The sequence below is a fragment of the Undibacterium sp. CCC3.4 genome, assembly GCF_034347425.1.
Taxonomy (GTDB): domain Bacteria; phylum Pseudomonadota; class Gammaproteobacteria; order Burkholderiales; family Burkholderiaceae_D; genus Undibacterium.
In genome coordinates, this window is record NZ_CP133779.1 from 2,059,550 (window position 1) to 2,084,457 (window position 24,908).

16 protein-coding genes are annotated in these 24,908 nt (G+C 56.5%); 6 read left to right on the forward strand and 10 right to left on the reverse strand.

Translation table 11 applies throughout. The features are described 5' to 3' along the window. Positions 1-363: 363 nt before the first annotated feature. From RHM61_RS09385 to RHM61_RS09395, 3 genes are all read left to right on the forward strand, one after another. Entirely contained in the window at positions 364-519 is a 156-nt protein-coding gene (locus tag RHM61_RS09385) for an RRXRR domain-containing protein (RefSeq protein ID WP_322251080.1), read from the forward strand. Between the two features lie 217 nt (positions 520-736). Beyond that, a complete protein-coding gene (gene proC, locus RHM61_RS09390) occupies positions 737-1,564 on the forward strand; it encodes a pyrroline-5-carboxylate reductase (RefSeq protein ID WP_322250851.1) in 828 nt (275 codons plus the stop codon). 190 nt (positions 1,565-1,754) lie between these two features. Next, positions 1,755-3,530 (forward strand): glycosyltransferase family 39 protein, encoded by a 1,776-nt coding sequence (locus RHM61_RS09395; RefSeq protein WP_322250852.1) that lies wholly within the window; start codon positions 1,755-1,757, stop codon positions 3,528-3,530. A gap of 5 nt (positions 3,531-3,535) precedes the next feature. On the opposite strand, the gene RHM61_RS09400 is transcribed toward RHM61_RS09395, so the two are convergent. The 5 genes from RHM61_RS09400 to RHM61_RS09420 all read right to left on the reverse strand — a co-directional run bounded on the left by RHM61_RS09400 (position 3,536) and on the right by RHM61_RS09420 (position 5,788). Further along, positions 3,536-3,868, reverse strand: coding sequence for a YqjK family protein (locus RHM61_RS09400; RefSeq protein ID WP_322250853.1), 333 nt, complete (start codon positions 3,866-3,868; stop codon positions 3,536-3,538). Then, positions 3,868-4,242, reverse strand: coding sequence for a phage holin family protein (locus RHM61_RS09405; protein ID WP_322250854.1), 375 nt, complete (start codon positions 4,240-4,242; stop codon positions 3,868-3,870). Before RHM61_RS09405 ends, RHM61_RS09400 begins: the two co-directional genes overlap by 1 nt. A gap of 2 nt (positions 4,243-4,244) precedes the next feature. Beyond that, positions 4,245-4,556 carry a DUF883 family protein gene (locus tag RHM61_RS09410; RefSeq protein ID WP_322250855.1) on the reverse strand — a complete coding sequence of 104 codons (312 nt, stop codon included), beginning with the start codon at positions 4,554-4,556 and terminating at the stop codon, positions 4,245-4,247. A 112-nt stretch (positions 4,557-4,668) separates the two neighbouring features. Further along, on the reverse strand, positions 4,669-5,523 hold the full coding sequence (gene ubiA, locus RHM61_RS09415) for a 4-hydroxybenzoate octaprenyltransferase (RefSeq protein WP_416200232.1): 855 nt from the start codon (positions 5,521-5,523) through the stop codon (positions 4,669-4,671). A 70-nt stretch (positions 5,524-5,593) separates the two neighbouring features. Beyond that, positions 5,594-5,788 (reverse strand): hypothetical protein, encoded by a 195-nt coding sequence (locus RHM61_RS09420; RefSeq protein WP_322250857.1) that lies wholly within the window; start codon positions 5,786-5,788, stop codon positions 5,594-5,596. A gap of 172 nt (positions 5,789-5,960) precedes the next feature. Between RHM61_RS09420 and RHM61_RS09425 the strand changes: the two genes are divergently transcribed. Beyond that, positions 5,961-6,749, forward strand: a complete 789-nt coding sequence (locus RHM61_RS09425) for a helix-turn-helix transcriptional regulator (RefSeq protein ID WP_322250858.1) — start codon at positions 5,961-5,963, stop codon at positions 6,747-6,749. 52 nt (positions 6,750-6,801) lie between these two features. On the opposite strand, the gene RHM61_RS09430 is transcribed toward RHM61_RS09425, so the two are convergent. From RHM61_RS09430 to recG, 4 genes are all read right to left on the reverse strand, one after another. Continuing rightward, the gene (locus RHM61_RS09430) at positions 6,802-7,752 is read right to left on the reverse strand and encodes a hydrogen peroxide-inducible genes activator (RefSeq protein ID WP_322250859.1); all 951 of its coding nucleotides are present in this window, start codon (positions 7,750-7,752) and stop codon (positions 6,802-6,804) included. A 125-nt stretch (positions 7,753-7,877) separates the two neighbouring features. Further along, the gene (locus RHM61_RS09435) at positions 7,878-8,774 is read right to left on the reverse strand and encodes an SDR family NAD(P)-dependent oxidoreductase (RefSeq protein ID WP_322251081.1); all 897 of its coding nucleotides are present in this window, start codon (positions 8,772-8,774) and stop codon (positions 7,878-7,880) included. A gap of 37 nt (positions 8,775-8,811) precedes the next feature. After that, the gene (locus RHM61_RS09440; RefSeq protein ID WP_322250860.1) at positions 8,812-9,324 is read right to left on the reverse strand and encodes a GNAT family N-acetyltransferase; all 513 of its coding nucleotides are present in this window, start codon (positions 9,322-9,324) and stop codon (positions 8,812-8,814) included. A gap of 25 nt (positions 9,325-9,349) precedes the next feature. Beyond that, positions 9,350-11,482: an ATP-dependent DNA helicase RecG gene (gene recG, locus RHM61_RS09445; RefSeq protein ID WP_322250861.1), complete on the reverse strand. Its 2,133-nt coding sequence runs from the start codon at positions 11,480-11,482 to the stop codon at positions 9,350-9,352. Positions 11,483-11,652: 170 nt separating this feature from the next. Here recG and queA point away from each other — a divergent pair, with 170 nt between their 5' ends. Both queA and tgt read left to right on the forward strand, forming a co-directional pair. After that, complete coding sequence (queA, locus tag RHM61_RS09450; protein ID WP_322250862.1) at positions 11,653-12,735, forward strand: tRNA preQ1(34) S-adenosylmethionine ribosyltransferase-isomerase QueA; 1,083 nt, start codon at positions 11,653-11,655, stop codon at positions 12,733-12,735. Further along, positions 12,735-13,868, forward strand: a complete 1,134-nt coding sequence (tgt, locus tag RHM61_RS09455; protein ID WP_322250863.1) for a tRNA guanosine(34) transglycosylase Tgt — start codon at positions 12,735-12,737, stop codon at positions 13,866-13,868. Before queA ends, tgt begins: the two co-directional genes overlap by 1 nt. 48 nt (positions 13,869-13,916) lie before the next feature. Here tgt and RHM61_RS09460 read toward each other — a convergent pair whose 3' ends face one another. Next, positions 13,917-24,803, reverse strand: coding sequence for a hypothetical protein (locus RHM61_RS09460; protein ID WP_322250864.1), 10,887 nt, complete (start codon positions 24,801-24,803; stop codon positions 13,917-13,919). Positions 24,804-24,908 lie beyond the last annotated feature (105 nt).

A 24,908-nucleotide genomic window follows, 5' to 3' on the forward strand; every position in this document is an offset into this window, starting at 1 on the left:
ACAGCCTCTCAAGGCCCGAGTTTGAAAAAGCTCGGTTGACCAGACTGAGCGCAAAGCATCGCGCTACGTTGCAACGAAGTACAAGACTCACCTTGGAATGCTTCCTCAGTTCCAAGCTCTGCAAGCAGCAGAAGCAGACAAGCATAGGGTAAGCACGAAACGTTCTGCTGCAAGGTTCATCGGAGAGTGCGGGTGAGCATTCCGAACCGAAGCTGCGTTGTGACATTGTCGAGGGGAGCGGCACCGTCAGGTGCCCGTCACCAGGCGCGTAAGCGCATAGGGAAGTGCAGATTACATCTGCTATTTCATATTGGAGATACAAAAATGGCTGTATTTGTACTAAGCAGAACACAAGAACCGCTGATGCCATGCAGCGAAAAACGGGCGCGCAAGCTGCTCGCAGCAGGCCGGGCACGCGTGCATCGCCTGTTCCCGTTTGCTATACGTTTGCTTGACCGTACTGTTACTGACAGTGCCTTCCGACGGGAGAGAAAACCGGCCAGTACACAGGCCGCGTAGCAGTTCGCGCAAGTGGCAGTTTCAACATACAAACGCAAGAATCTGTCGTACAAGGCATATCGCATAAGCACTGCAAGATCATTCAGCGTGCAGATGGGTATAGTTATTCACTGGTGGCAAACATGGACGTGACAGGCACGCCACCAAAGCAAGGAACGCTGCGCGTTCCACGCTCTGCCTCCTCGGCCTGAAGGCCGAGGTTTCACGCGTAAATCTGATGAAAAATAATTTGAAAATAGCCTTCATCGGCGGCGGCAATATGGCCGTGGCCTTGATCAACGGCTTATTGCCGGGTTTGGCATCGCCCGAGCAAATTCATGTGGTGGATGTCAATCAAGCCGCCTTGACACGTTTGGAGAGCGAGTTCGCGGTGCGGACCTCCTTATCGATCGACGCACAGCTCGAGGCGGTCGATGTTATCATTTTGGCAGTCAAACCGCAGCAAATGCGTGATGCCGTGGCCGCCTTGGCCAATCATCTGAATGGTCAATTGCTGATTTCCATCGCCGCCGGGATCCGTGCCAGCGATATTTCACGCTGGTTGAGCAATTACGACAAGATTGTGCGTGTCATGCCCAATACCCCGGCCTTGATCAGCAAGGGCATCACCGGCTTGTTCGCCTTGCCAGGCGTTACCGAACCCCAAAAAGACTTGGCCGACGCCATACTGCGCGCCGTCGGTGCTACCTCTTGGGTGGCGAAAGAACGTTTGATCGATGTGGTGACGGCGGTGTCCGGCAGCGGCCCGGCGTATGTGTTTTACTTTATAGAAGCATTGCAGCAAGCGGCGGCCGAACTCGGTTTGACTGCCGAGCAAGCCACACAATTCGCGATCGCCACATTTGAAGGAGCGGCCCAGTTAGCCATGCATTCCAGTGACTCGGTGAAAGTGTTGCGTGAACGCGTCACTTCTAAAGGCGGCACAACCTATGCAGCCTTGACGACGCTGGACGAATTGAACGTAAAACCAGCGATCATCACTGCGATCAAGGCTGCCGCCAGTCGTGCCACCGAACTCGGGGCAGAATTTGGCCAACAAGATTGAGGCAGCGTGATATCACATTTCTTAACATGACAATATAGAAATTGATACATATAGGATACAATGCGTTACAGCTGCGCGCCCGGGTTTATCCCCGGGCATTTTTATGCCGCTTTCCGTATTGTGTCGCTACCACCGTTTCCGGTTTTTTGAAGTTGCACATACCCCAGTAAGATCAATTAATGTGGTTTGTATGGCAATTTTAAACTGGTTCTCTCCTTTTACCGGGCGCGTCAGCGTCTTTCGTACTCTTCTTGCTCATGGCCGTACTGCCATGCTGGCGCTGAGCACGGCCGAGCGTGGCTGCTTGCCTTTGCTGCTGCTGATCGCCGCTTATTTGTATCCGGGTTTGATCGGTCACGATCCTTGGAAGCAAGATGAAACCTATATTTTCGGCATCGTCCATCATATGCTCGAGAGTGGTGACTGGACCGTGCCGACCATGGCCGGTGATGCCTTCATGGAGAAACCGCCGCTGTACTACTGGATCGCAGCAATTTTTGCGCAATTACTCTCACCATGGCTGGCACTGCACGATGGTGCACGCTTGGCGACCGGTTTGCTCATGACCATCACCTGCATCGCCAGCGCTTGGACGGCACGGCAGTGGTGGGGGCCCGGCTATGGCCGCTATGCCGTGTTGTCTTTGCTCGGATGTTTGGGCTTGTTATTGCATGCGCATATGATGCTGACCGACGTTCCCTTGCTGACCGGCTTTGCCATTGCCACCGCTGGTTTCGTTCATGTCGAGCGCAATATGTGGCGCGCAGCGGCCTTGATGGGCACCGGCGTCGGTCTGGCTTTCATGGCCAAAGGCGTGTTCGGACTCGGCGTGTTCGGCGTCACCGTGCTGGCCTTGCCTTTGCTATTTGCCAATTGGCGCAGCCAGTCCTATCTGCGCACGCTGCAATGGGCTTTGTTGTTTGCCGCACCGTGGCTGTTGATCTGGCCGGTATGCTTGTACTTGCGCTCGCCTGATTTATTCATGGAATGGTTTTGGCTGAATAATGTCGGCCGTTATTTCGGCTTTGCCGTCGCCCAGCTAGGCGCGCCGCACACGCCGGGCTTTTGGGCTACTACCTTGCCGTGGTTTGCTTTTCCAGCCATGCCGCTGGCGCTGCTGACAATCTGGCAAAAACGCCGCAGCAGTCTGATGACGCCAGCCTTGCAAGTGTGTGGCCTGGTATTCGGCGTGAGCTTGTTCGTACTTTGGCGCGCCGCCTCGGCACGTGATAATTATGCCCTGCCTTTGTTACTGCCGCTGGCCATCATGGCTGCCCCGGCTGCTCGGCATATATCGGCTGGCTGGAATCGTAGTTGGGACTGGAGTGCACGCTTGCTCTTTGGTGCCGCGGCCTTGTTGATTTGGCTGATTTGGGGCGCGATGATAGTGCGCGGTGCACCGCCGGAATGGCTGTTCTTGCTGAAATATTTGCCGCGTGATTTTGCTCCGAGTTTTTCTTTGGCTCAAACTACTCTGGCGCTCGTTGTCACACTCGCGGCGCTGTATGCCTTGCCACGTCTGGCCACGTTGGAAGCGCGCGGACTGGTCAGTTGGGTTGGCGGCACGGCACTCTGCTGGATGCTGATGAGTAATTTGCTCTTGCCTTGGGTTGATCATGCCAAGAGTTATCGCAGTGTTTTTTCTTCCATGCAAAGCGCTTTACCGGGCAATTTTGACTGTATGGCGAGCAAAGATCTGGGCGAATCGGAACGCGCTATGCTGGGCTACTTCGCCGGCATCACCACCTATCGCCAAGAAAATTTTCCTGACGTGGATTGTGATTTATTGTTGGTCAATGGATTACAGAACCAGCAACCGCAGCATCTGCATGATGAAAACTGGCGTTTGCTGTGGGATGGTGCGCGGCCGGGCGACAGCCGCGAACGCTTGTGGTTATTCGCTGCGAAGAAAATGCATGTCGGATGGATTGACGGGCATGTTCATAAGCAGCGCGGCATCAACTGAGGCGCTTATTTTGTTGGCGTGTGATCAGACCGCGCTTGCCACTGCTTGAGTAGCGGGCTCAACCTGCGCCAAATTTGCCAAGCCGTCAGGGTGCTGGTGGAGAGAGAAATCAAGCGCCGGGGTTTGACAATAAATAATAAAGCGGCGGCACTGGCGCTGAGCAAAGGTCTTTGCCGTATCAGCGCAAACACCTTTGCCAAATACGTATAAGCAGCATCGACGGTATCAAAGGAGTGGCTTAACTGCTCGGTTTGCAAGCCGAGCAGGCACCGCTGGGCATGAATTTTGACCAGCAAGGCTTGACGCCGCAGGGCTAAAACCTCGTTTTCATAAGCCATTAAACATCCTTCCCCAAGGCCCGCAAGGCCTCGGCGTCGTTGTTGAGCTCATTCAAGCTCATTGCCAACAAACGCGGTTTGCTACGTAAGCGCTGACGCACCAAGCCCGCCAGTACCAGTGCTGCGCCACCGAATACCGCCAGCAAGCTGATAATGATCAGCAAGCGGTTGCTGTCCCAAAACAAGACTATCAGTAACAGTGCCAGCAGCAGCAGTGCAAAACAGGCGCAAAACAAGGCTGCCAGCGACCAGAGGATGAGCGCGTGAAGGCGCTGCACCTCTTCTTCGATTTCCACGGAAACCAATTCCAGCCGCGTCTGGACAATGCCAAGCATGGTCGCGCTGAGTTGGCCTAGCGAATCGAGGATAGCCATACTTATTTATTGCGACCGATCAACAGACCGAGCAGTAAGCCTACACCAGCGGCAATGCCGGCCGAGCGCCAAGGATTTTCTTTAACGTAATCGTCGGTGGCATGCACGACTTCTTTACCGCGTCGAACGACCACTTCTTCCATCCGTTGAATTTCTGCTTTGGCAGTCTTGAGGGTTTTTTCGAAACGCAGTTTGGCGGCCTTGAAGCCTTCGCCAGTTTGTTGTTCGGTATTTTTCAATAAATCTTCGGCATCGCTGATGACTTGGTTGAAATCTTGTATCAATTGGTCTTTATGTTGTTCTATGGAACTCATGGTATTTCCTCCGTTGTGCAATGAAAAAAATCTGTCTGTACAGTGTAGATCAGGCCTGCACAGGTAGTTTGTTATGGGTCAATAAAGGCTGGTGTGAAGCACGATTTTCATCCTACTGTAAAGCATAGTCGAGGGCGACGCCAGCAAAAATCGCCGCTCCCAACCAGTTATTATGGATAAAAGCGGCGAAGCAACGCAGCCGTTCGCGTTCTCGTATCAATGCAAAATGATAGAGCGCACAGGCGCTGGCGACAGCCATACCGGCGTAAAACCAGATACCCAAACCAAATTGCCGGCCGCAGATGGTGATGATGCCTAAGCTCATGAAATAGCAAACCATGATGGCGGCGACATCGTAGCGGCCGAAGCTAATGGCGGAGGTATGCAGACCGAGGCGCAGATCATCGTCGCGGTCGACCATGGCATATTCGGTATCATAAGCGATGGCCCAGAAGACATTGGCGACGAGAAGTACCCAGGCGACCGGCGGGATGGTGTTTTGCACGGCAGCAAAAGCCATGGGAATGCCAAAGCCGAAGGCAATTCCAAGATAAGCCTGCGGAATGGCAAAGAAGCGTTTGAAATATGGGTAGCTGGCGGCAATCAATACTGCGGCGACCGAGCATTGTTTGGTCAGGGTATTGAGCGGTAACACCAAGGCAAACGAGAGCAAGGCCAGTACGCCGGCGACGGCGAGCGCTTCGCGTCCGGAAATTTTTCCAGCTGTCAGTGGTCGCTGTGCCGTGCGTTTCACATGGCGGTCGAAATCGCGATCGGCATAGTCATTGACGGCGCAACCTGCCGAGCGCATCAGCACCGTGCCGGTGGTGAAAATAGCGACGAGTTTCCAATCGGGCCGCCCGGCGCTGGCAATCCAGAGCGCACACAGGGTGGGCCAGAGCAATAATAAAATGCCTATCGGTTTATCGAGACGCACCAGTTTGATATACCAGTGCAGACGGGGCAAGAGGGCATTCATGGCATTACCTGTTGTGACAAACAGGGCCAATTATAAGGGCTAACGGCATGGGCAGATACTACATCAACAGGTTCGCGCGGCGGCGCGGTTGGGTCTGCCGGGTCTGCTGGGGCTGCGCTGACTGCGTCGACGGCGCTACTGCCGCGCTGGCCAAGCTGGTGGCGACACTCAGAGGACGCTCAGGCGTCAAGCTTGGGGCGGTTTGCTGTCCCAGCGTATAGCCGGCAACGAAAATGATGGCCGTTAGAAGCATACACAGACTATATCTGACAAAGGATTGCATTTTTCCCTTTCTTTGACTGAACCCCCGGAGTGTCGCAACAGCCGCTTGGTGATACCAGACAAATCTCCCAAGTTCTGATTTTTGCCCTGCTTGGTAGCGTTTTTCAGTACTATTAAGCTTTTTTCAGCGGCTAGGGATAATCATGAGCTCTCCGGAACTATTGTTACATGTCTTGCGCAGCGAATTACGCGCCGCCGGGGTGACCTATAAAATCTTGGCCGAACGCATAGATATGAGCGAATCCAGCGTCAAGCGTATGTTCGGACAAAAAGATATGAGCCTGTCACGGCTCGCGCATATTTGTAAGGTGGCCGGCATCGCGCTGGAAGATGTGTTGCGTCAGGCTTGCACCGTGGCACCAGATTCCGATACGCTCACGCTGGCCCAAGAAAAATCCTTGATTGCCGATGCCAAATTGTTACTGGTGGCGATATGTTGTCTCGGTCATTGGAGCTTGGAGCAAATCGTCGAGACTTACAGTCTGAGTCAGGCTGAGTGTGTGCTGCATTTGATTGCACTCGATAAGCTGGAATTGATAGAATTACGCCCGCATAATCGTTATCGTCTCAATGTGTCGGCCGCTTTTCACTGGCGGCCAGATGGTCCGGTGCAGCAATTTTTTCGGGCGCATGTGGTCAGCGATTATTTCAATGGTAGTTTTGATGGTAGCGGCGAAACCCTGTTGTGTGTGCCGGCGCGAGTATCGAGTCGTAGTGCGCAGGAAATCGTGCAAAAAATTCAGCAATTGGTGGCCGAACTGGCGCGCTTGCATCAGGATGACCGGCGCTTGCGTTCCGATGAACGCGATGGTTTTACCTTGCTCATCGGCTTTCGTTCCTGGGAATTTTCTGCCCTGACGGCCTTGCGGCGGCCGGAAGCGCCACCCGAGGTGGCTGGTCTGACCCACCAAATTGCCCCGAAGAAGAAGTAGCGCGCTGAGGCGGGAGCAGAGATTTTGCGTCAACGCGTGATTCGCCTATGCTTCACGATGAAGCAGTAGTGGGCGCAGCGTCGAGCATGCGCACGCCGGGTAAATCGCAAGCCAGTACGGCTTGGCGTATTGCTTCGATGGCGGCTTGCCTGGTAAAACTTTTACGCCAGGCGATCACGACGCGGCGTTCCGGCACCGGCGCGCTGAAATGCGCATAGCGCAACATGCCATCGGTGCTCGCCATATCGGGTACTGAGGCGATCGGCAAGACTGTCAAGCCTATGCCGGAGGCGACCATATGGCGGATGGTTTCGAGCGAAGAGCCTTCGAAGGTGCGGGCGATGCCGTCACCGGTGGTGGCAAAGCGTGCCATTTCGGGGCAGACTTCCAGTACTTGATCGCGGAAACAATGGCCATTGCCGAGCAAGAGCATGGTTTCCGATTTTAATTCGGTCGCCGAGACGCTGGCGCGGCCGACCCAAGTATGGTCTTTCGGCATGGCCACCACGAAGGGTTCATCGTACAGCGGCTGCATCACCATGCCGGAGTCGGGCAAGGGTAAGGCCATGATGGCGGCGTCGAGTTCACCTTGACGCAGCAATTCTATCAGCTTGACAGTGAAATTTTCCTGCAACACCAAGGGCATTTGCGGCACTTCGCGTATCATGGTTTTCACCAGTGTTGGCAGCAGATACGGGCCGATGGTGTAGATGACGCCGAGGCGGAATGGGCCGGCCAGCGGGTCTTTGTTTTGCTTGGCAATTTCTTTGATGGCGGCGGTTTGTTCCAGTACGCGTTCGGCTTGGGCCACGATCAAGGCACCCAGCGGCGTGGTCGACACTTCCGTGCCGCCGCGTTCGAAGATGGTGACGCCGAGTTCGTCTTCGAGTTTCTTAATGGCGACCGACAAGGTCGGTTGCGCGACAAAACAAGCTTCTGCCGCATGACCGAAATGCTTTTGCCGGGCAACGGCAACGATGTATTTTAATTCTGTGAGTGTCATGTGCTTAGTTTGGCACAGTGTGAATCGGGATTCATTAAATATTTGTGGCAGATGCTCACAAATTTCTGGCTGCAGACAGCTATAAAAGCGCAAAGCCGCAACGCTGCGGCTTTGCGCGATGCGGATCAGCCCTGCGTATGCTGCATGGCTTTGCTCAGTTCCAGATGCCCTTGCGCCGTACCACTTTCGGGGACGGTTTCGTCGGCTCGTGCCCGTACTTCGCTCAGGCGAGCGGCCAGTACTTCATCGGTAGCGCCGCCGCGACCTAGCCACAGGCCTGGTGTCATGGTGATGTGGGCGGCTTCGAAGCTGCCGGCACCGGCGCACAGGATGGCACGCGTCGGCGCGGCTTCCGAAGCCAAGACCAGCATGGCCGGTACCACGTCCGAGGCTTGCAAGGCTTGCAAGAATTCCGGCGGGAACAAGGCTTCGGTCATGCGTGTGGCGGCGGTGGGGGCGAGGCTGTTGACGTGGATATTGTTTTTTGCGCCTTCCAGGGCCAGCGTCTGCATCAAACCGACCAAGGCCATCTTGGCGGCACCGTAGTTGGATTGGCCGAAGTTGCCATACAAACCAGATGACGAGGTGGTCATCACGATGCGGCCATATTTTTGTTCATTCATCAAGGGCCACACCGCTTTGCAACAGTGAACGGCGCCCATCAGGTGCACATCCATGACCAGTTTGAAGTCGTCAAGTTCCATTTTGGCAAAACTTTTATCGCGCAGTATGCCAGCATTATTGATCAGGATATCGACCCGACCCCAGGCTGCCACGGCGTCGGCCACCATCGCTTGCACGGCTGCGAAATCGGTCACCGATGCGTCATTGGCCATGGCAACGCCGCCGGCGGCGCGAATTTCCTCGACCACGGCCAAGGCTGCGGCTGAACTGCCGCCGCTGCCGAGGTCATTGACGACGACTTTGGCACCGCGGGCGGCCAAGGCCAGTGCATGTTCGCGGCCGAGGCCGCCGCCGGCACCGGTAACGATGGCGACTCTGTTGCTGAAATCGATGCTCATGCTGCGTTTTCCTGTCATGGTGGGAGATCCGTGTAGCTTACTCGGAAATCAGCGCGCGTTCAGCGCGTGTAGTCAATTTTTTCTGCAACATGACGGCCCCGCCCTGAGTTGGCCCCAGTTCATAGTTGGCAAAGCCGCTGGCGTGGTACAAAGCCAGCGCCGGGGCATTGCCGCTCAATACTTCCAGCGTGAGTTTGCAATATTGCTGTTGTTGCGCCAACTCAGTGATATGTTCCATCATACGCCGACCTATGCCACGGCCGCGAAACTCGGGATGGACTGCGAAGTCGTGGATGTTGAGCAAGGCTTGGCAGGCAAAAGTGGAAAAGCCTTCGAAACAGATCGCCAGTCCGGCCGCGCGGTCGTCGCAGTAGGCCAGCACGGCGTGTACCCCTGAACGCGCTTGTAAGGCGGCGATCAAACCGGCGCGACTGTGTGCCGGCAGCGCTGTGCCGCCGCCCATAGGGTCCTTGGCATAGTCATCTAAGAGCGTGAGCAAGTCTTGGGCGTGCTGCGGATTATTTAAATTGGCATTGACGATGGTGGTCATGGGCAGCTTTTTCAGGAGAGGAGGATCAGACGCGTAAAAATTCTTCTTTGTTGCCTAGCCAGCGATCCAGATGGGCGGCGACGGTGACGGCATCATTTTGCAGCAAATCATCGGCCAGCGTGCGCGCTTGCTCAACCAGCCATTGATCGGTCTCCAGATTGGCGAAGCGCAGCATGGCTTCGCCCGATTGCCGTGCCCCGAGAAATTCGCCGGGGCCGCGTAATTCCAAGTCTTTTCTGGCGATTTCGAAACCATCATTACTCTCGCGCATGATGCCCAGCCTTTGTTTGGCGGTGCCACCGAGCGGCGCTTGGTAGAGCAGCAAGCAAACGCTGGCGGCGGCACCGCGCCCTACGCGCCCGCGCAACTGATGCAATTGTGATAAACCGAAACGTTCGGCGTGTTCGATCACCATCAGGCTGGCATTGGGCACGTCGACCCCGACTTCGATGACGGTGGTGGCAACCAATACTTGGCTGTGATTGCCAATGAAGGCATCCATTACCGCTTGTTTTTCAGCCGATTTGAGGCGGCCGTGCACCAAGCCGACAGCGACCCCGGGCAAGGCGGCGCTGAGCATGGCATGGGTGTCGGTAGCGGTTTGCAGTTGCAAGGTTTCTGATTCCTCGATCAGCGGGCAGACCCAGTAGACTTGTTTGCCATCTTGTGCCGCCGCGTAGACGCGCGCCAGCACTTCATCGCGGCGATTTTGATCGACCACACGCGTGACGATAGGAGTGCGGCCCGGTGGTAATTCATCGATGACTGAGACTTCGAGGTCGGCAAAGTAAGTCATCGCTAAGGTGCGTGGGATAGGGGTGGCGGACATCATCAGTTGATGCGGAATTTTTCCGGCCGGTGCCTTGTTGGCCAGAGTTAAGCGTTGGCTGACGCCGAAACGATGCTGTTCATCGACGATCACCAAGCCCAGCCGTTTGAATTCGACATTGTCTTGTATCAAGGCGTGCGTGCCGATGACCAGGCTGGCCTCACCCGAGCTGATCAGGGCATTGGCGTGGGCTTTGTCTTTTTTCTTCAGGCTGCCGCTGAGCCAGGCTGTGGTGACACCGAGCGGTGCTAACCAAGCAGCAATTTTACGAAAATGTTGTTCGGCCAGAATTTCTGTCGGCGCCATCAATACTGCTTGAAAGCCATTGTCGATGGCTTGTGCCGCCGCCAATGCCGCGACCACGGTCTTGCCACTGCCAACATCGCCTTGTAGCAGACGCTGCATGGGAAAATCTTGTCGTAGATCGTGGCGGATTTCGGCCAGCACTCTTTGCTGTGCCGCGGTCAGAGAAAATGGCAGTTGCGCCAAGAATGCCGCGCTCAGTGCGCCGGTCAGCGGCAAGGCATGCGAGCCTTTGCTGCGACGGGTGATTTGTGCGCGCTTAAGCGAGAGTTGTTGCGCTAATAATTCATCGAATTTCATCCTTTGCCACGCCGGATGCTCGCGCTCCATCAGGCTGTATTGATCGGCTTCGGGCGGCGGCGCATGGATGGTGCGGATGCTGCTTTCAAAATCGGGTAAGTCGAGTGCGGCCAAGCGGGCCGGGCTGAGCGTATCGCGCCAATGCCCGCGCGTCAGTACGCGGCCAATCGCGCTGCGTAGCAAGGCTTGTGGCACGCCGATGGCGGCCGGATAAACTGGGGTGAGGGCGGTCGGTAAGGGCGCACCTTCGTTCACGATTTTGTAATTCGGATGCACCATTTCAGCACCGAAAAACCCATGTTTGAGTTCGCCGCGTGCACGCACGCGCACGCCGGGTGCGAGTTGGCTGACTTGGCTGCCGTAGAAATTCAGAAAGCGTAAGGCCAGTTCGCCACTGTCATCGGCCACGGTAACGACCAGTTGCCGGCGCGGTCGGTATTGGATGTCGGCATGGCTGATCAGGCCTTCGATTTGCACCATGCTGCCGCCGCGAAAGGCAGCTTCATGAATACTGGTGATCGCGGTTTCATCCTCGTAGCGCAGGGGTAAATGGAGGATGAAGTCCATGTCGGTGCGCAAGCCGAGTTTAGCTAATTTTTCGCTCGCCTTGCTGGCTCCGCCAGACGGTGCCGGTTTGGCTTTGGCCTTGGGGGGAGCGGGTTTTGTCAGCGCCACCTCGACTTTTTCCGCGCCGTCGTCGCCTGAACTTGGGTCTTGTGCTGGCATGGGTGTAAAATGGTGGGTTCGGCTGTTGTCAAAAATTAAGCAAGAAATCAATGCCCTGCTCATTCTACTGAGTTTTTATACAGTGTGCAGCAATTTTTGTCTGAATTTTGCCATAGAAGAGTCGGTACACCGTCTCCGCCCCGTCTCACCCTTTCATTTAGTATGCATGCATGAACTATTCTCTCACTGATTTTGATTTTGATTTGCCGCCCGAATTGATCGCGCAATTCCCCTTAGCGCAGCGTACCGATTCGCGCTTGCTGGACGCTTGCGGCGCGGCCCCGGTCGACCGCCATTTCGGTGCGGTGCTCGATTTGTTGGCTCCTGGCGATTTATTAGTTTTTAATGATACGCGGGTGTTGAAAGCGCGCTTCTTTGGTGTCAAAGAAAGCGGCGGCAAAGTGCAATTGTTGATCGAACGCGTGCTGTCGAATCATGTCGGTGAGCACAGTGTGCTGGTACAGATGCGCGCGTCCAAAGCGCCGCTGCCGGGCAGTAAAATTCGTCTGGCCGATAGCTTTGATGTGACCGTCGGTGAGCGCGTCGGTGAGTTTTTTACTTTGTTTTTTCCTGACGATATTTTCACCTTACTCGAAACTTATGGCCGCTTACCGTTACCGCCTTATATCGCGCACGATGCCGATGATTTCGATGAGCAGCGCTATCAAACCGTGTATAACCGCGTGCCTGGTGCGGTGGCGGCACCGACGGCCGGCCTGCATTTTGATGAAGCCTTGCTCAAAGCTTGCCAAGACAAGGGCATACAACTGGCCTATGTGACGCTGCATGTCGGTGCCGGGACTTTCCAGCCGGTGCGCGTTGATGATTTGGCTCAGCATCAGATGCACAGCGAGTGGTACAGTATCAGCAGCGAAACGGTGGCAGCCGTGCAGGCGACCAAGGCCGCCGGTGGCCGCGTGGTGGCGGTTGGTACCACCAGCATGCGCGCCTTGGAATCGGCGTCGCAGTCGGGCACTTTGCAAGCCGGTAGCGATGATACGCGGCTCTTTATCACGCCTGGTTATGTGTTTAAAACAGTCGATCGTTTGATTACCAATTTCCATTTGCCGAAATCGACCTTGATGATGTTGGTCTCGGCTTTTGCCGGTTACGCAGCAGTGCGCGCAGCGTATGCGCATGCGATCACGCAGGGCTATCGCTTCTTCAGTTATGGCGATGCCATGCTGCTCGATAATCACTCCGCCGCCCCATCTCTTGTCGCGCAGTCCGACAATCGTACAGAGGAATCATGATGCTTGAATTTACTTTAATTAAAAAAGATGCCACTACGGCGGCGCGGCGCGGTCGCGTGAAGGTGAATCACGGTGTCATCGAGACGCCGATCTTCATGCCGGTTGGTACCTATGGCTCGGTGAAGGCGATGTCGCCGTTGGAACTCAAGGAAATCGATGCCCACATCATTTTGGGTAATACCTTCCATCTGTGGTTACGCCCGGGACTGAGCGTGCTCAATAAGTTCGGCGGCCTGCATGATTTCATGGGCTGGGATAAACCGATCCTGACCGACTCCGGCGGCTTTCAAGTGTTTTCGCTCGGTGCCATGCGCAAAATTACCGAAGAGGGAGTGAAATTTTCTTCCCCTATCAACGGTGAGCGTTTGTTTTTGTCGCCGGAAATTTCCATGCAAATTCAGCGCTCGCTCAATTCCGATATTGCCATGCAATTCGATGAGTGCACGCCGTATGAAATCGACGGTCGCCCGGCGACCACCGAAGAAGCCGGTAAATCGATGCGCATGTCGCTGCGTTGGGCCAAGCGCTCGATCGATGAATTCCATGTCGGTGAAAATCCGAATGCCTTGTTCGGTATTGTGCAGGGCGGTATGTTTGAACATTTGCGCGATGAATCGCTGGCCGGTCTCAATGAGCTCGGTTTCGACGGCATCGCCATCGGTGGCTTGTCGGTCGGCGAACCGAAAGAAGACATGATGCGTGTGCTCGCGCATGTCGGGCCGAAATTACCCGAGCATAAACCGCATTATTTGATGGGTGTCGGTACCCCGGAAGATTTGGTGGCCGGGGTAATGAACGGCATCGATATGTTCGACTGCGTGATGCCGACCCGGAATGCGCGCAATGGCTGGATTTTTACCCGCTATGGCGACGTCAAGATCAAGAATGCCCGTTATAAAGAAGAAAAAGAACCGCTCGACGCCACTTGCAGCTGCTATACCTGCAAGAATTTTTCGCGCGCTTATTTGCATCATTTACATCGCACCGGCGAGATACTCGGTGCGCGCTTGAATACGATTCATAATCTGCATTACTATCTGGACTTGATGAAAAATATCCGTACCTCGCTTGAGCAGGAACGCTTCCCGGAATTCATCGCTGAATTCCGCGCCGACCGCGCACGCGGCGTCTGAGTTGCTGCAGCGTGGCGCGTCGTCGCCACGCTCCGTGCTGCCTTGGTTTCAATGATCCCACGGCAAGGGAAAGCCTTGCCAAAATAGTTCCTGTTCCCGTTTCGGCAGTTTTAATACCTGCGCCCGCATGGCATAGCTGATTTGGCCGCTGCATGAAGCGCCGTAACATTCGGCACCGAGTAATTTGTCGCTCCATTGGCCGGGGATGGTGGCGTCATTCTCGGTTGGTAGAATGGCCGGATTCAATTCTGCAGCGCTATTGAGGAAGGCCGCCGCCAGACCGCGGAACGGCAGCGGCGAATCGAGTTCGGTGCCGAAGATGCTGCTCGATGAAGTATGGGTGAGCAGTGCCGCGAGCCCGAAAAACAGGGCGCCGCGCTCTTGCGGAGTGGCGTTTTGCAGTTCATACAAGCGCACGACTTGAGTGGCGAAATCGGGCTGCAGCAAACGTTCATCGCGCCCGCTGGGAGTGGGCCGGGAAAACATCAGTGTCTCAAACCGATCACTGACCGTACTCATCTGCTCGGATGAAAAATGGTGATCGCTGAATTTACTGATCTTGGTGGCAGCGATGAGATCCTCATGCATCTGATGAGGTAAGCCCAGACTGCCGATGAAGGCGAGGCGGCGGCCTTGTTCTATGGAGTTGGAATAGATGCGACCGATCAGGGGGAAGCGATGGAGTATCATTTCATCGGTGCCGATCAAGGCTTTTTCACGGGCATTGAGATTGACGTAAGCGGTCGGCTGTTCCGGCTTGGCCGGATCGGTTTGACGCGCGAAATAGGCAAAATTTCTCCACGAATCGGCATGCATGTTACTGGCCGATTGAAAGATCTGCGCCAGACTATTTGCCGGCAAGGCTAGCAACAAGCTGCCGTCGGCCGAGCTCATCACGCGCACATGGCTGCTCAGCGGGATGCGCTCATCGCTGCGCTCATCGAGTATTAAGGTAATCATGTCACGCGTGGTGGTCGGCAGTAATTCCCATTGTGCTTGGGCGATTTCGCCGGCATGGATGGCGGCGTCGGCGCTGGTTTGGCCGTGTATGATCAACTGATTGATCAAGCCACTATGTTGTTGGGCAAAATACGGCTCGCTCATCCGGCTACGTACCAGTTCGGCCAGCATGTGCAGTTTCAGCGGCGCGGTGGGCGCGAGTACTTGCTGTTCGGCTTGCCTCATCAACACCGGTAAAATTTTTTCTTTCAACAGTTGTGCGATGGCCGTATCGCGCTGATACAGCGGGTCGCGGTTGAGTAAGATGTCGATGAAAGAATCGACATAGGGTTCCAAATCGAGTTGCAGATCGGCACGTGCCAGGCGGCCGATCAACGAACTCATGATTTCTACCCGTAGGCGCGGATCTTCAATATTGTCGATGGCCAGCAGTAAAGAACCGCTGTGTCGGTTGGCCAGATGGTTGAAGTAAGAGTCGAACAGATAATGTTGGTTCAGATTACCGTACAGACGTTCTACTTCATCCAACACTTCCCAATGCATTTGCATGCGACTCGCGCTGTTGAATATAGCGCTGCCCAGGCGGGTTTTTTGGTCGATGCGCACGACTTTCCAGTTTATATCACGGAGGTCGCAATCGCTGAGATCCATGCCTTCCAAATTGATATTGGTCAGATCACTGCCGCGTAAATAATCGACGCCTTTCAGTTGGCTGGCCAATACTTGAGACGGCATTGTGTTAGCCGGATCAGAAAAATCGATCAATACCGGCTGCATGCGTTGTTGTCGCTGTATCGCTTCTTCAAGTGCCGCGCGACTGGGGAAACCGGCGTCATACGCGGCCGCGCCGAGTGTTTCGCGCCATGGCGGTCGGTCGATATGCCAGCGCTGATTGGCATCGATGGAAATCGTCGCGCGTGAAAATTCATTGCCGGTATCAAACTCGTCGCGCCAGATCAATTGATAGCCTGCGTCGCCGAGTGCTGGCAAGATGGCATAGTCGGTCCGCACACGCGAGCGACGCAGTGCCGTTTCCGGGATACTGCGGATTGAGGCTGGCCGGAAGTCCATACTTAAATACCTGGTACCTGCAGTGGTTTGCAAAGGCTGCGCCGATTTCGGCTCGAACGGCGCGCTGCGATCGCTGAACACGGCGAGATCGCGAAAGCCGTTGCTGGCTTGAATTTGTAACGCCAACGCTGCAGTGAGTTCGGCCAGGCCGGGCACGGCGCGCGCCGCTGACGGCACGCTGCTCTCGAGTTCCCATTGATGGTCGCTTGCCGGTACGGTGAGTGTGTTGACGTGTCCCTCGCCGACTAAGGCAAGAAATTTCTCATTCTTGGGAACGATGTCGTGTATGCTTTTTTGAAACACGTAATTGCTGATGCACAGGTCTGTCAATGTCGCCTCGGCCGCTGCTTCGGTTTCCCACGACCAGGGATTGTGCGTCTGTGTCTGACCGTTGCCCGAGGTGAAAATGCCGGGCTGACGCACATTCGGCAGGCTCGATGCCAAACAATCGAGCCCATGCACGGCGATGCCGAATTCGCGGGCCCGTAGCAGGGTGTGGGCATAGGGCTGAAAATCTGGGTGGGCACCCGCAGTGATGCGCACGAGGTGGCGGTCTTTCAATTTTAATGCCGATTTCAAGGCCGCCGGCAAAGTGGCGACACCGGTTTGATTCAATTCTTTGAGCAAGGCTTGATATTCTTCGACCGAGAAAGTTTGCAGCAGTAGGTGACGAATGCCTTGTTCGTGCAAAAATTGCATATTGTCGTAGACGAAACGTAAGCCGTCATAGGGGTTTTCTGGTGTGACGCCCAGCACCACGCCTTTGGCATCGCGTAAACGCGCCGGCAAAACGGTTTCTGCCGTACCCGCAGAAACCGCTGGATCGGATGATTTCAGGAATGGCAGCGGCAAGTAGTCATTGGAAAAAAAGCGCCCGGCATCACGTCTGATTTTTTTTCTGATCCGATACCACAACTGCGCCTGTGACGAGAGCGGTTTTCTACTGTTAAAAATAATGTTGTCGAAATCTTGCTGGAGTTGGTTGATATTTTCCTGCAGGCTCTTTGTTTGAATCCAGATATTTGGCATCATATAGGCGTGCAAGGGATTCTCCTGGCTCGCCAAGTTGTCACGCAGTTGTAGGTGGCGACTGGTACTGGGAACATTTGGACAAGTGTTGTCGGCGGCATCGGCGCGTTTGGCACGGTGGCGCATTGTTTGATTCTGCGCTGCGAGGGATGGTAGGACGACGCGTGCGACCACGATAGCTTTGCCTTGTTGATTTGGCTCCATTTTATAACTGAGACTCAATTGTGTACCGGGTGCCACGGCAAAGATACAGCGTGCGCGCTGCTGCTGTTCGTGCCAGTGGTAGTAAGACTGAGTCGGATTGCTGAACGCATATTCATTGCCGGGAATAAACTGCTCGCCATGTACGACGAGGTAAAAGTGTTGACCAGGACCGAAATGGTTTAAATCAAACAGGAAGTCGCGCTCGCCGGCGCTGCCGCCGCCTGGGCGGGCGATCATCTGTGCCGCCAGACGCTGGGTGCCACCCGACGCGGCGATGGTTTCACACAGCGGCAGCGTGGCCGCTGGCGTATCGAAGCCGGCGCCGGCACTGAGCATGCTAAAGACGATACGGTCCGGTATCGTGCTCTCGATGGCGGCCAGCCGACCAAGATAGGTCGGTTCTTGTGGGCTTGCCAAACCCAGCAGTGTCCCGGTGACATTGTCCCAAGCGACGGCTTGGTCGTGGTGCGATAGGCCGTCTATCGTGGCGACCCGCTGGGTCCAGTTCGCCAGATGGGCGGGATGCGCGCCATTGGTAGGAAAACTGAGCATGCGTGCGCGCAGAGCTGCTGCTTGTTCAAAGTGCTGGCCATTGAGTACCAGACCGGCGCTGGGAAAGTGTCGTGCAGTCAGGCTAAGCTTGTTACCGCGGCGCAGGGACAGGCCATTGCCGTCGCCGGCGCTGAAACGATAATTCGGCAAATCGTCGATTTGCCACCTTAAAGGCAGTGTGGCGTGCGCTTCAAAGGCAAACTCGCCTTCGAGTTCGCTGGCGATCACAAATATTTCGCCGCGATGGGGGACGATGATGCGGCTATCGGCAGCGCTGCTGTAGAGATGGATAGTCGCGGCGGCTGGCTGACTGGCCTCGCTGGTGATAATTTGCCATCTCGGTTTGGCACTGGCTTGCAGACGATAGCTACCCGGCATCATCAGACGGACTTCCTGTTGGCCGACTTGGATCACGCTGCCACTGTTGCGATGCCTGAGCAGATACTGCGCAGGGCTGGGTTCAGCGGCGGCGCTGCGTGGTCCGAGATAGTCGAAGCCACCGTACACATAGTCAGGCGGGATGGCGATCCATTGCTGAGCGTGTGACAGATAAAAAAAACTCGCTTCACCCGTGCCGATTTGCAGTAAACCGTTGCGACCGTGCGCCTGGTCCGACAAGACGCGTATCGGTTGGCGCGCGCATCGTTGCGCGTGTTCCCGGCTCATAGTCAAAGACAGCACAGGCAGCAGTCCGTGCGTCTGTTGTTGTTTCAATGCAGTCACGTTGGGCGAGTGCTCGGCGACGACAAAGATTTCCAGCCATAGACGCTGCGGTGCCGATGCGTCCGGGCGCAGAAACAGCCACTGCCCGGCTTGCTCGGCCAAAAATTCGTAATCGCTCGGAGTCCAGATAGCGGGTGGCCGTCGAGTATGGCGCCAGACCATACCCTCGCTGGCATCGACGCTGTGCAAACCCAATACCGGTAGGCAGCGCATGGGGTCGAGTACGGTGGCGAGAGCGGTAGTGAGCAAGTCGCTGCCGCTGCCGAGTTGTAGTTGTGCGATTTTCGCCACGCCTTGCTCGCTCTCCATGCGGTAAGTCGTGTCATTCTCGCGTGCCCTTGGCTGTTCGGCCAGGCTGGAATAGATCGCAATCCAGCGCTCCACATCGGCGATACGTACACTCAATTGCTGGCTCTGTTCGAGTTGGTAATGGTGGGTGAAGGTCGGCAATTCTGTGTGCGCGGCGCTGGCGCTACCGAACAGCGACGCGCTGGCCAGCGTTGAACGGGCCGACAAGTGCAGTTCGAGGTCTTGTAAGTGTGGGTCAATTTCGCTCACAGCTTGTGCTGCCACGCCGGGTTTTGGCGTCGCACTGACTTCGCGGTCGCGCACCGTCAGCAGCAGCGTACGATAGGCTTGCAGATCAGCACGCGCGAGTTCAGCTAACAGGCGGTGTAACACCGCCTCGCTCGGTGCGCGTCCTTGTGGCGCTTGCAGATAGTGGCTGGCGGCTTGCCCGGTACGATCGAGCCGCCAGATCTCTTGGCCCACAGGTGTCAGTTGTGCCACACCATTACTCCAGACCGCCCCGACTTCGGGCTGCCAATGGAATCCGCCGCCCTTCAAGTGTTGTCGGCTAAAAAAGGCTGGCATCAGCACAGCGTGTAAGCCTGCTTGCGCGCCTTCGTGCTGTTCCCAGCGCCACAAGCTTTGAGCGCCTTCGGCCAGCAATAATTGCTCGCCATCATGGCCCAGCACGGTGATCTGATCGGCGCTGCGGCCGGCCGGCAGAGTCAGTATGCTGGCCCGGCCCGGGTGGTATAGCGAAACGCGGTTGCGCAGCGTATTTTGTCGTGCTTCCAGCCAGAGTATTTTCAATAAGGCCGCCAGTGGCTCGGGCTGTCCGGCCAGCGCAGCTTGGATTTTCGGGATGCCAGGTTCGCCGCGAAAGCCGGTGAAATGCAGGTCGACGATGCTTTCTTCGTCTCGCGCAGTTGGCAGCAGGGTCAGGGCGCCGCGCTGGCGTGTCTGTGCAAACACGAAGGCGCGCAGTTGTTGCTTCAATTGGGTGACGCGGGTGCCGATTTGGTCGATGTCGGCATGCGATAAATGGCCAGGCCCACCACCTGCATCGCTAGTCTCGTTGAGGCCGATGCCGAGAACTTGATCGACGATGGCGAGTGGAAAACTGCCGAGCGCACTATCCCAAAGTTCGCGTTGTTCGGCCTGCGCATCGGATTCGGGCGGGCGGGCGGCATACGCGGAGGCGACCGCGCCGTCTAGCGCCAATTGCACACGTACCTGTTGATACGGCAGGGCAAATTGTTGCCGTAAATCTGGCAGCGTTGCCGCCAGCGTCCAGATATCACTGGCCAGCGCCTCCACCTCAAAGTAACGCTGTACAAGGGCTTGGCTGATCTCCGTCGTGCTGTTAGCCGTCACCTCAGTCATGTTGCTGTTGTCCGACACATGGCGCCAACTGCCGCTGGCAATATCCTGCACCAACCAGCCTGGCGGCAGGGGTGCATTTAATCGTCCCAGTAATTGACAACTCGCTGGCAGCAGCGGTGCGGGTGCGGTTGGCGTCAGCGGCAGGCGATGGATTTCGCCCCAGCGGCCGTTGCGTACCGTGATCGCGGCGACGACACCGGCATGCTTGAAGCGTACCGTAAAATTGGCCGAGGATGCGCGCGTCTCCGGGATGGCTTGTAAATCTTCTTGTTCCGCATCGGCGGCAGCGACGAGGGTGAATGGATAGCTTTCACTGGTTTTCCAGGCATGGCTAAAGTCTTGATAACAAGCGTTCAATAATTTTAATACGTCGGCTTCACTCACCACCACACTTGGGTAAGCCAGTACCAGCAGCAGCGCGGCTTGTTGTCGTGTGCGGATGACTGGACTAATCCGCAATGCCCATGGTCCGGCACCATGATCGGCAAACAAGGCATACAGTTGTCTTTGCATGAAACGATCGAGCGGCACACCGTTGACCTCGATGTCACTGAGGTGGATGGCGCTGCCGGCTGCCTCCGTAAAATGTTGTTCAAACTCGCGTACGCGCTGCTGCCAGATGCTCAACAGGTCTTTTTGTGGCAGCGAAATATTTTCGCGCAGGACGGTCATGCGGGTCGGATTGTCGCGCTCGATTTCAAACAACAGGCGTTCCGGGGTCGGGCCGGTGGCGGCCATGTCGTGCGTCATTTGTACTTCAAAGTCGCCACCCTGACTGCTGAGTTCGCAGGATCCGATGGTTTTGCTCAGCAGTAAGGCGGTCGACAAGGCCGTTCGGCTGTCATAGTGCAACGTGCACAGGCCGGCATGGGCGGCGATGCCGCTGGGTTTGAGCCATAACAAAATAGGCGTGTGCGTGATCACGGTTTTTCTGGTTGCTCGCCCGACCCGCACCAGCGACTGGATCACTTTGTTGGGAAATTGTGCATTGCTGACGGCGAAATAGCGGCCATAGCCTTGATTGAACTGTTTGCGTTCGGGATCATTTTGCGCATTGAGATGGTAAGCGAAACTCTCGCCTTCGATGGTCACCAAGGTTTGCTCCGGTACCAGATCGAGTCCGACCACTCGCGCGGCGCTGCTGGTCCAGTTGAGCTGGCGCAGGTAGTCGGGGCGACGCAAGATCGTGCCCAGGGATTTGGCGCGGTTTTGCTGCAGATAGGGGGGGTCTGGGTGCAGTCTGGGCAGGTCGATGCGGAAGGCTTGCCGCTCATAAACCGGTTCGCGGCCGCGCAGGCGTTGGGTCCATTGTTGTTCGAGTAAAAATTCCTGAGCGGCAGTGATGGGTCGGCTCTTGATCCATTCCAGCGGAGAAAAAACGTAGAGCAAGGTGGCCAAGACATCGGCTTGCTCGACTTCACGCCGAGCGACGCTTTCTGCGATCACGCCTTCCATGATGGAGAGCGCGCCGCTGCGGTAGCCTAGGCCAGTCTGGTCGACGATGAGTAGATTGACCGGGGCTTGGGCACAGGTGCTGGCGATCTGTATCGAGGCGTTTTGCGGTGTTTCTTGTATGCTCAATTGTTGTTCGTAGTCTTGAAACAAGCCAGTCAGTTCTTTGCAGACGGCATTGGCTTTGGCACGCATGTCCCATTGTCGGTATAGCCAGTCACGCAATTCCAAGCCATATTGGTAAGCGAAACTCAGTGGTGTCAGTCGTTGTGCGGCCATGGAAGCGAGCATGGTCAGGGTGCCGACGCCATCGCTGATGAGGGTGTCGCGCGCGCGGTGTTGTTGATCGGCCGGTTCCCCGTTGCGTAGCAAACTCTCGCTGCGGCTTTCCAAATCGATGAACGTAGCGATCAATTGTGGTGCGGCCAGCAGTTGCGCCAGCCGAGCGCTGTGGCGTGCCACGGCTTCCCAGCGTGAGATGGCAGCAGAGGTGATGCCGGGCTGCTGGCTGAGGGTTTGGAGTTCGGCAAAGTAGGTCGTCAGATCGGCGGCGGAATTCATCATGGCCAAGACGGCTGCGGTCCCATTCAAAGCAGTGGCGGCACTGTCTTCAATTTGTTGGATATCAAATACCACTTGGGCAATCCGTAATTTGCCTTGCAATCGTTGCGCCGTTGCGTGCAATGAACTGCTGGTTCCCTGATTACGCTGCAGTGAATTAGCCTGAGCGACGCCGCTGAGTAATTCCTGTTCAGTCAAACGCTTGTGCTCGAGATCGCCATTCTGATGTTGATAGAGAAAATCGATTTGCCCGGCGCGCGCGCGGTTGATCTCTATGAGTTCAGCGGCCGGCACCTGTAGAAATGGCAGTGCCTGCCAGAAGTGGCTCTCTGTCAGCGCCGCGACACTGGCGCCGGGCGCTACGACTTGCTCAAGCTGTGCCAGCGCCTGTGCGCGTAGTTGCGCTTGTTCGCGTAGCTGCTGCTGCTGTTGTTCCTCTTGCTCTGGGGTTGGACTGCAAACACTGGCTTGCGAACGGCTGGCTATGTTCAGCATGCCGAATATCGTCAACATGGCAGCGGCGTGGTCGGACGAGCTGGTGCCGCTTTTTTTGAGCGTCATGGCGAGCAGCGGAAGCGCCAGCAGATTGCTGGCGCTATCCAGCGCTATCTCGGCCGAGGGTAGGATCATGTGCGCGGCCAGCCAATCGAACAGCGCTAGCGTGGGGGCAGTTTGGCTTTCCTCTTGAGGCAAGGCGCTTTGTGGTACTGGTACGTAACGAGCATTTTGCCGGAACTCGGCGCGGAATTGGGCATAAGAGCGCGGACTGACCTGCACATGCTGGGCTTGCCAGCGTTGCTGTACTTGTTGCAGTAAATGAGGTTGGGCGGCGATTAAACTTTCTGCTGCGGCCAAAAAAATACTGCGGCTGCTTTCCTCAGGATGGCGCTGCTGCTGCGTCAGCCATTGTTGATACGCATGGCGGCTCAGGGTGTTGATGATGGCGCTGCTGTCGATTGGATTGAGGTTGGCATTCCAGGCTGCCTTGATCGCGTCTTCTTGTCGCTCTGTACTCATGCGCAAATCGCTTGCGGCCAGTCTGGCGCTGGCGTAGGTCGCCAGCGGACTCAGCGCTTGGCTCAGCAGAATCAGGCTCAGGCCGATCCGGGTAGCGCGACTGAAGTCGGGTTCGACGGCGGCGACTGTGATACGCCCTGGTTGTTCCAGTGTCGCAAAAGTCTGGGTTAACAACAAGTCTCCCTGTGCCGGCCAAGCGGCGGCATGCCATAGGCTTAATGCGCCATCACACAGGTCATCGAGCTGTTGCGCCTGTTGTAAGGCTGGTTGCAGCAAGGCCGTATACTGAAAGCTCGTCAGCGCCGGCAATGTGGCCACGGTGGCGCTGACTTCGTGGGCGATGCGACGATACAGTGGCGTCAGATTGTGGATCTGCGCTTGTACTTGGCGTAACTCTTGTGCGACTGCCGCTTCGAAGGCGGGCAGCGTGGCTTGTCGCCGCTGTAAATCAGCCGCCAAGGCGCTGGTGAGCGCACGCAATGGCGGCAAACTGCTTTGCAGTACGTCACGCAGCGCCGGTGGCGCAGTGGTTGCGACGAGCGCATCAGCAAGCGTGGCTAACTGGCTGTCGCAGCGCGCCAGTAAGGCTTGCTGCTCGGTAATTTGGTCGGCATGCAAGTCGCGGTAGCTCAGACCGGGGCGGGTACTGCGCACGTATTCGGCCAGGGCGAGGCGCAAACTGTGCCAGGCCTCGATGCCCGCGCTGCCGAATGCGGCAGTGAGGATAGCGTGATGGCGCTGCAGCGCTTGTTGCAAAGTATGCAGGTGCTGCTTCAGCGCTGTCCGGTCGAGCTGGGCATCGAGCTGATCTTGCAGTGTGGCTTGGCGTTCCATGGCTTGCTGGCGGCGCTTGTCTATGTGCACGGCAGTGCGTGTAGCCGGCCGACGTGCGATCTGCGTCAAGACGTGTTGGAGTCGCATGCGGGCCCGATGATAATCACGCTGCAAGACGTGATTATCTTGCCACAGCTGTTCGCGTTCCTGTTCCAAACGACGCCGCAGCCGTGCCTGTGCCTGGGCGTCAGCCGGCAGCGGACCATGAAAATCTTTGCCGAGATGCTGCCAGTGCTGCGCCACATGGACAGAGACGCGTTGGCGTAACTGCGCTTGCTCGGTGCGGCCAGGTGTCAGACCTTGGGCGGCCAGCAAGGCGTGATAAAAGTCTGGGCTGTCGCACCATTTTCCTTGCTGCAGATAGCGATAGCCGGCCTGGTGCTCACGCACGCAGGGCAGGGTGATGTCGCGCCATTGGCCGGCCGCGAGCTGGACGGGTGTGACGCCGGGCCGCAGCAGCAGCGCCTCCTCGCTATGTTGCGACAACACGAGTAAGCCCGGGCAAACCCCGACTTCGACGGCCAAACGGGGTAGCAAGGTGCTCCAGTCCGAGCCGCTGGCGAGCGCGGCGCTGACGCCATGCTGACGTTCTGCCGCAGCGTCGACGGTGGCGCTGGTGTCGTGCTGGCTGCCGGTGAAAAGGCGCTCGACGCGTTGTAACAGGCGCGCCGTCAGCGAAGTGGCGGCCGTGCCTGTGGCTGTTGCATGGGCGCTGACAGGAAAGGCGCTGTTGCTGACACGAATCAATAACTGCTGCAAATATTTTCCGCCGGCGGCAGTGCCCGCCGCGAGTGTCGTCAATAGCTGTTGTGGTGTTGGCGCTGTGGGCAAGACGCTGCGGCGCGGGAACGGCTTAAGCATGTAATCCTCTGGCAAGTGTAAGGAAAGCGCAGAGCAAGTCGGCGCTTTGGTATAAATACAAGGCGACAATATGGCAGTATCATTTCGCTGTAACTTGCAGAAAAT